General features: G+C 58.5%; 7 protein-coding genes and 1 tRNA gene. 3 read left to right on the plus strand and 5 right to left on the minus strand.

The features are described from left to right. Window positions 1-24: 24 nt before the first annotated feature. The 3 genes from H585_RS0118745 to H585_RS0118755 all read right to left on the minus strand — a co-directional run bounded on the left by H585_RS0118745 (window position 25) and on the right by H585_RS0118755 (window position 2986). A complete protein-coding gene (locus H585_RS0118745) occupies window positions 25-354 on the minus strand; it encodes a hypothetical protein (protein WP_027368961.1) in 330 nt (109 codons plus the stop codon). An 11-nt stretch (window positions 355-365) separates the two neighbouring features. Next, the gene (locus H585_RS22270) at window positions 366-1238 is read right to left on the minus strand and encodes a phage minor capsid protein (RefSeq protein WP_027368962.1); all 873 of its coding nucleotides are present in this window, start codon (window positions 1236-1238) and stop codon (window positions 366-368) included. Between the two features lie 743 nt (window positions 1239-1981). After that, complete coding sequence (locus H585_RS0118755; protein WP_161628437.1) at window positions 1982-2986, minus strand: tyrosine-type recombinase/integrase; 1005 nt, start codon at window positions 2984-2986, stop codon at window positions 1982-1984. Between the two features lie 203 nt (window positions 2987-3189). On the opposite strand from H585_RS0118755, the gene H585_RS23315 reads away from it, so the two are divergent. From H585_RS23315 to H585_RS22760, 3 genes are all read left to right on the plus strand, one after another. Next, a tRNA-Leu gene (locus H585_RS23315) sits at window positions 3190-3313 on the plus strand. A 118-nt stretch (window positions 3314-3431) separates the two neighbouring features. After that, on the plus strand, window positions 3432-4604 hold the full coding sequence (locus H585_RS21765) for a CHC2 zinc finger domain-containing protein (protein WP_051183207.1): 1173 nt from the start codon (window positions 3432-3434) through the stop codon (window positions 4602-4604). Further along, window positions 4489-4764, plus strand: a complete 276-nt coding sequence (locus H585_RS22760) for a tail fiber assembly protein (protein ID WP_081678712.1) — start codon at window positions 4489-4491, stop codon at window positions 4762-4764. The genes H585_RS21765 and H585_RS22760 overlap by 116 nt, the downstream gene beginning before the upstream one ends. A 161-nt stretch (window positions 4765-4925) precedes the next feature. Here the strand turns inward: H585_RS22760 and H585_RS0118765 are convergent, their stop codons facing one another. Together H585_RS0118765 and H585_RS21775 are read right to left on the minus strand one after the other, a co-directional pair. After that, window positions 4926-5327 (minus strand): Ros/MucR family transcriptional regulator, encoded by a 402-nt coding sequence (locus H585_RS0118765; RefSeq protein ID WP_027368964.1) that lies wholly within the window; start codon window positions 5325-5327, stop codon window positions 4926-4928. 381 nt (window positions 5328-5708) lie between these two features. After that, window positions 5709-6303 (minus strand): PKD domain-containing protein (locus H585_RS21775; protein WP_034628494.1); only part of this gene is annotated, 595 nt, incomplete at its 5' end.

A 6303-nucleotide genomic window follows, 5' to 3' on the forward strand; every position in this document is an offset into this window, starting at 1 on the left:
ATCTTTAATAAGTAAGTGCTTATGCTATGCTGTTGCTTGCAGTTGCTCGACTAGGACAAGCTCATAATAGGCCGTCTTGCCGTCAAATCCGGGTTTCTCCTTCATACTGCGGAGCGAGTACAGCTTGCCTTCGTGCTGGTACAGTGCCGCTTCGCCGAAGGCAAAAGCCAAGTGCGGCGCAAGCTCGACAGGCGAAACAAGGGCCTTCAGGCCGCGTTCGATGCGCCGGGCGTCCTTGTCTTGAACATGCCGCTGGAAGGTCTCGGAAATGAAAGCGTCCAGGCTATGCGATGCACCGGCCTGAGGGTTTCCGAAGGCGTCAAAAGTCGCTTCCTGGAGCAGTATCTTTGCCATGATGGATTCTCCTATGCTTCGGGATGATATGCCGTAAACCTGTGCCGGCATCTCGGGTGAAAGATATCGCGCGATGCCTTGGCCTCTTCAAGCGTCGGATAGCCAGGCGTTGCGCCTGTGAGGCTCAAGACTTTGCCTTCCCAGCCTCGGCAGGCGTCTTTTGCGCCATGGCTGGAGATTTTCACAAGGTCATGGCCTGCGGCCGTGAGCGTGTTTGTGTAAGCCTCGCGTTGCGTTTCGGCCATGGTCGTTCTCGTCAACATTCCGAGATAGTCCTTCATGCTCCAGGCGCGGCCTTTCTTGTCTACGAAAGTAAAGCTCGGGTCGCGCTTCTGGATTTGGTCTTTCAGGAGCTTGTAAGCCGCCTTGCGCGAGAGGCCTTCCACGGCGGCCCGGCGGGAAATCATGGCCGCGTCCCGCTGGAGCAGTTCTTTTGCCTCTTGCGTCATCCGTTCTGTCTGCCCGGCTATGTGTCTGTAAGTGTCCTGGAAGGCTGTCCGGACGTACTCGCGATTCAGCTCTTGAAAGAAGTTTTCCGGATGCTTCGGCGCGGCTCCTGCAAGTGTTAGGTCTTCGAGGCCTTGCGCCGTGACATAATCAGCCAGGGCAAGCATTGCTCGCTTCAGCTCCCGGCCCGCCGTGTTCTTGAGCCGGTCCAGTTCGCCGGCAATCTGCTTGAGCAAGGCAGATTGCTTGCTATAAGCCGAATAGGACAACTCCCGGCGCTCGACGGCCAGGAGCTTGAAAATCTTGTTATAGGCGTCTTCGTATGCCTGCTGGATGCGCCGTTCTGCCTCCTGGGCTATATCGGCTGACCTATCAGGATTTTCTATAGGTACGCCTTTAGCGTACTCTTGCTTGAACTTGGTAAGTGCGTTGCTCATGCTGAGCCCTCCTAGCGCTCGGGTCGAATCTGCCGGGTGAAACATGCGGGAAAATTTTCCCGTAGGTTTGGGAGCCGTGAAAGCCTCATGCGTTCAATACGACGCGCGCGTGCGCGCGCACGCGCGTATATTAAGAATCTAAGAATAAGAATTAAGAGAAGACAAAGGCAGAAGAGAAAGGCATTAAGATTCCGTTTTCCTCGAAGACTCGGAAAACGGCCGCGCGGCCCAAAGCCGCCGCGCGTGAGCTTCGCTTTCACCTGGGACGGTGAATTCATCCCAGCGAGTCTTGCGGCTCCTGAAGCTAGCCATAGGCTACTGAGGCTCGGGAGTACATCCCAGGCAGCGCTTGCAGGCTTGCCTGGAAGCCGGCTGGCTGGAAGAGCCCCGCCCAGCCCTCCCCACAGGGTTGCCTTTCGCTCCGTTTTCGGGTATATGCCCTTGCTCCATCCGGCGATGCCTCCTGCATGCCTCTAATTCGCGCAGAAATGGCCCTAGAATCGCGTTTCGAGAAGAATCCGATTCATGGGCCAGGATAAGGCAAAAATTGAAAATTAGGCCATTTCCGGCCGCGTAGCGCGGTGTATGCTATAAGTGCTTGAAATTAAAAGGCCCTTGGCTTGAGTAGCCCAAGGGCCTTTTGCTTGCCGGCTGGGAGCCAGCATTGCCGCTGACGTTTTCGAGGCCATTAGAAAAACCTATACAGCGTCAGTTTTATACGCTAAAAGAGTACAGGGCTAGGCCTATTCCGGGAAGATGCTATCTGCCGTCGCCGCCGCTCGCCTTAGGCTTTCGTCAAGCAAGTGGGAATAGCGCTGCGTCATCGTGACTGTTCGATGGCCCAAGAGGTTGCCGATTTCGTACAAGCTCGCCTGGCCGCTGCTCGCAAGCCAGCTTGCAAAGCTGTGGCGCAGGTCATGATACCGGAAGCCGTCCAGGCCTGCCTTAACGCGGATGCGCTTCCAGGCGTTGTCTAAGCTCGTCAGGCTCTTTCCCTTGCTGGTCGAGAAGACATATTCGCTGTTCCGGAGCTTCCAGCACTCTCGCAGGATTTCCAGGGCCTTCTTGTTCACTGGGAGCGTCTGAGCCCGCTTGTTCTTCGCGTTCTCGGGCCGCCATGTAATCAGGCCGGCTTCAAGGTCTACGCCGTCCCAGGTAAGCCCAAGGATTTCGCCCTTGCGCCGGCCAGTGGCAAGGCCGAACAAGACGGCCAGGGCAACGGGCCGGTTCTTCCAGCCGTCCAGCACTTCGAAGAGCCGTTGGGCCTGAGCCTTGCTCAAGTAGGTTGTCCGCTGATTATCGAAGGTAGGCGCTTTGATGCGAGCGCAAGGGCTCTTGCCCTGGTATAGCTCCCGGTCCTGAGCCCAGTTGATGAGCCTCTTCAGGAGCACGAGAACTTGTTTGATGCTGGCTGGAGCGTAGGGCTTGCCGCGCGGCGTCGTCTTCTCGCGCATGGCCTGAAGGACGCTCTCCACGTCCTGAGGCTTTATTTTGGCTATCTCCTGGCTTCCCAAGTGCGGCTTTATGTGCAGCTCATAGCGGGTCTTGTCGTCATCCCAGGAGCGCTTATGCTGCTTGGCCCATGGTTCATACTTTTCCCATATCCCGTCGAGGGTAGGGGAGCGCTGAACGTCGAAGAACTTGCCTTCGAAGACTTCAGCCCGGACCTTGCGTTCAAGCCGCTGGGCAGCCTCCAGGCTGTCGGCAGTCTTCTTGAACCATTTACCGTCAGGCAGCTTCACTGCCACGCGATAGCGCCGATTTGTGGCTAAGGCGTCGCTGCACTTCGGGCAGCGACGCAAGCCTAGCTTGAACTCTGCTGAGCAGTTGCCGCACCGGAGATTGATTGCCATGTCATGTTCCCCACAAGTTCCCCATACTCCAGGGGAACAAATTCAGTAAAATCAGCCTATGCTGTGGGGAATCTATGGGGAACTAAGCCCTGAGTCAAGCCGGGTTAGCCGCCAGTCTCTACCTGTAACATGCCGAATCAATTGCGGAATACTGACCGCCCTGCGGACTCAAAATCCGCCGGTCGCAAGGCCATGGGGGTTCAACTCCCCCTCCCGGTACCAGAAGTATTTCAAGGCGTTAGTAGCTTCCATAGGAAGAGACTGGCGCCTGTTTTTTTGCTCTCAAGGCTATTTGTCCCACTCCTGTCCCACTTTTCTATCAAGAGGAAAGGAGTAGGGCATGGGCTGGGCAGGCAAGCATCTCTCTGAATCTGATCGTGAACGGATCGCCCGTGGGCTGTTCGAGGTGGACGAAAACATGTCCACCGATGAATGGCTTAACGGCAAGTGCCCGCTGCATGACGATCAGCGTCCTTCGTTCGGCTACAACTTCAAGCAAGACGTCTACCATTGCCAAGCTGGGTGTTCGCCTGATGGCGACCTGATCAACCTGTATTGCCAGGTCCACCAGCTCGATCAGCGAGAGGGCTTCAAGGACTTCAAGGCCAAGTTTGGCCAGGGCGCTGACGAGAAGCAGGAGAGCAGGCCGGCCAAGCCGCGCAAGATCGAGCAGACCATATCCGAGGACGTCTGGCAGCAGATGCAGCCCATGCCGCAGGCCTGGCTCGACAGGCTGGCCAGGACGCGCGGCTGGACCGCCGAGATCATCCGCCGCCTGGATCTGCGCGTCGGCTCGGTCCGGCTGAACAAGTCCGGCGAGCTCATCGAGGTCGAGAGGCCAGAGCGCATCGCCATGCCGGTGCGAGACACGGGCGGAAAGCTCCGAAACATCCGGCTCTACAAGCCAGGAGGTGATCCCAAGATCATCTCCTGGGCCAAGGCTTTTGGGTCGGCCAGGCTCTTTCCGGCCCAGCCACGGCCGGACGAGACCATTTTGCTGTGCGAGGGAGAGCCGGACACGCTCTGCGCGCTTTCGCACGGCTTCAACGCCATCACGCAGACCTCCAAGACGAACACCTTTTCCAAGGACCAAGCGGCCAAGTTCCGCGGCCGTGACGTGGTCATCTGCTACGACGCGGACGAACCTGGCCAGGAATACGCGACCAAGCACGCCAAGGCCCTGGCCGACGTGGCCAGGTCGGTGCGCCTGCTGACCTGGCCGGATTTCATAGGCCGCCTGCTCCACGGGAACTGGCCCAAGAAGCACGGCGAGGACCTGACCGACTTTTTCGTCAAGCACGGCAAAGGTCCCGACGACCTGCGCGAACTCATCGCCCAGGCCGAGCCGTTCGGCCCCCCCGTCCCCCTCCGAGGCCGGTCCCGGGCAGTTCCTCGCCATGGGCCTGGGCGGCCGGATCTCGTTCAAGCCCCGCCTTTTGGCCGAGTACAACAGTCCCGAAGCTCGCGGGATACGTATCCGCTTCGAGCGCGACCGGCGGCTGACGGCCTCTGACCGTTATGCCCTGCCGGACTATCCCCACACGGACGAGACCGAGCGGCAGGCCTGGCTTGATTACCGGCAGGCCTTGCGGAATGTTCCGGAGCATGAAGGGTTCCCGTGGGGCGGAGCGAATGATCCGGCTGTGCCGTGGCCGGCGGAGCCGGTTAGTTAGAGAGTAAGGGTAGTTCCGACAATCGACCTTTGATCACAAAAAGGGTTCCGCTTGATGCCTCCGAGACTCCCCCTTTGTCCCTAGAAGCATCCAGCGGAACCCAAGTTCTGGCATTCGCCCGTGGCGTCATTGAGTATGTATCATCACAAGGCGTCAGGATTTTAGTTGTTCTCTTTTTCTCTGTAGTTCCAGAGCTTCATTTCCTTCATCCTATCGCGTCGCTCCCGAGCCAATGCCTTGCAGGTAAGAGAGGTGCCTTTCGGCAAGTCCCATTTCGCCAGGTAGGACTTCTTGTCCAACCCGTGCAACTTGAGGTGCCTGGAGGTGATCGACTTAAAGCTCTTGCCGCATTCCAGGCAGGTAATGGACTTCTCCCGCCTGTGCTTGGCAGGGTCGATAACTGGCTCCTGATCCTGGGTGGAGTCGGTGGAGCTTTCCCCCAGAATCTGATTCAAGCTTATGACCAAGGATTTCGTCATCGCGACAATCTCATCCTCTGTCATATGGCGAACACGAGCTTGTGCCGCTACAATCTCTAGCGCTTCTTTCAATGCATCTCCCATGCTTGTCCCCCAAAAGTTATTAATAGTCGTCGGCTGGCGAATTCCCAATCATTCTAGGCTAGGCTTGTCAATTTAAATAAGTTTTAACTTACTCAGTCCAGTAGATGTTCTGCGCAAAGTCGGAGTGTGTCGAATTCTGGTCGCACAACTACTGCAACAAAAATGTAGCGAATTTCGCCTACTGCTATCAGTTTGCAAGGCAACTGCGAGAGAAGTGAGCAGGTCAAGCGAGACATGCCGGGGCAGGAAGGGTTTTCGTGGAGTGGGGGTGGATGATCCGGCCGTGCCGTGGCCGGCGGAGCCGGCTGCAGAGTAAGAACAGAAGGAAGCCCGGCCGAGGCCGGGCTTTTCCTTTTATCTGTGTCTGACAGGGATGCGTCGCTAGGGTCTTCTGCTCCGTCGAGACAGGAGGACCGGCGCAAACAGCAGCAGCCACTCAAGGCCAAAGGAGGCCGTGGGATTCATGGCGCAGCCTCCCCCGCCGCCTCCGCCGCCGCCCGAACCGCTGTCGGTGACAATCACGTTTACCAAGTCCGTGGCCGAGACGCCCTGCTCGTCCGTGACCGTGAGCCTGAAGGTCAGGCTCACGGTCACGGACGAGCCGATCTCGGGCGCGGTGAAGGACGCCGTGGCCGTGGCCGCGCCCGTGAGCGCCGCGACAGGGCCGCCTGTCTGCGTCCAGGCGTAGGCGGTGATCCCGCCGTCGGCATCAAAGCCCGAGCCGGAGAGCGTGACGAGTTCGCCCTCCAGGACGAATATGTCCGGCCCGGCATCGGCCACGGGCGGCGTGTTCAGGTTCTCGTACCAGGCGATCTTGTGGTCATAAATCGAGGCCGAGAGCACGTCCAGGTCGCCGTCGCCGTCCAGGTCCGCGGCCTGCACGTATTGGGCACCGTCCGCGGCGGTGCTGATGACCCGCTGCGAGCCGAAGGCGCCCAATCCGTCCGTGTTCTCGTACCAGGCGATCTTGTCGTCA

Source organism: Desulfocurvibacter africanus subsp. africanus DSM 2603, from assembly GCF_000422545.1.
Taxonomy (GTDB): domain Bacteria; phylum Desulfobacterota; class Desulfovibrionia; order Desulfovibrionales; family Desulfovibrionaceae; genus Desulfocurvibacter; species Desulfocurvibacter africanus.

What these genes read in the sequence shown, in the direction of transcription:
- H585_RS0118745 (WP_027368961.1), bottom strand. Translation starts at nt 354, where the DNA reads ATGGCAAAGATACTGCTCCAGGAAGCGACTTTTGACGCCTTCGGAAAC.
- H585_RS22270 (WP_027368962.1), bottom strand. Translation starts at nt 1,238, where the DNA reads ATGAGCAACGCACTTACCAAGTTCAAGCAAGAGTACGCTAAAGGCGTA.
- H585_RS21765 (WP_051183207.1), top strand. Translation starts at nt 3,432, where the DNA reads ATGGGCTGGGCAGGCAAGCATCTCTCTGAATCTGATCGTGAACGGATC.
- H585_RS22760 (WP_081678712.1), top strand. Translation starts at nt 4,489, where the DNA reads ATGGGCCTGGGCGGCCGGATCTCGTTCAAGCCCCGCCTTTTGGCCGAG.
- H585_RS0118765 (WP_027368964.1), bottom strand. Translation starts at nt 5,327, where the DNA reads ATGGGAGATGCATTGAAAGAAGCGCTAGAGATTGTAGCGGCACAAGCT.